Annotated in this window: 1 protein-coding gene; it reads left to right on the top strand. The window is 70.0% G+C overall.

Going from position 1 to position 719, the window contains the following annotated elements; genetic code table 11:
- The coding region (locus GWK61_RS54960; RefSeq protein ID WP_194922352.1) for an RICIN domain-containing protein at window positions 1-430 on the top strand (430 nt) is incomplete at its 5' end.
- Window positions 431-719 lie beyond the last annotated feature (289 nt).

Genomic DNA, 719 nt, shown 5'->3' with positions numbered 1-719 from the left:
CCCGAGCACCACCCCGAGCACCACCCCGCCCGGCGGCACGGGAGCGCTGCACGCGGTGGGCGCGGGCAAGTGCCTGGACGATCCGAACTCGACCACGACCCAGGGGACCCAGCAGCAGATCTACGACTGCAACGGCCAGGCCAACCAGACCTGGACGCGGACCTCCTCCGGGCAGCTCACCGTCACGGTCGGCGGCAGCACGCTGTGCCTGGACGCCAACGACAAGGGCACCAGCAACGGCACCAAGGCGATCCTGTGGTCGTGCAACGGCCAGTCGAACCAACAGTGGGCGCTCAACGCCAACGGGACCATCACCGGAGTGCAGTCAGGACTCTGCCTGGATGTCACCGGCGCCTCGACCGCCAACGGTGCTTTGGTCGAACTGTGGAGCTGCAACGGCCAGAGCAATCAGCAGTGGACGCTGAGCTGAACATGCCGCCCGCGCGGCGACTACGGCTGCCGAACCGGTAGCCCGGCGCGCTGGAACCGTTCCGTGGCCGAGGTGATGTCGGCCACGGAACTGGCATGAGCGGCGACTTGCTAAACAGCATCCCGCGCGTGCAGCGAAGGCCGCGCTTCGGTCAGGCCGGTACTTGTCCGTTCCGCGCCGCCCCATCGCCCAAGCGATCCAGCAGCGCCGCCAACTCGGCGCTGGCGTCCGTCGGCAGCGGCACGTCCGCCTGGGCGTGGGCCAGGGCGGCGGCGAGGCGGGCGTGGAG

Source organism: Catenulispora rubra (genome assembly GCF_015356825.1).
Classification (GTDB): Bacteria; Actinomycetota; Actinomycetes; order Streptomycetales; family Catenulisporaceae; genus Catenulispora; species Catenulispora rubra.
The sequence above is the reverse complement of the archived record's forward strand: the minus strand, read 5'-3'. Positions and strand labels throughout refer to the sequence as shown.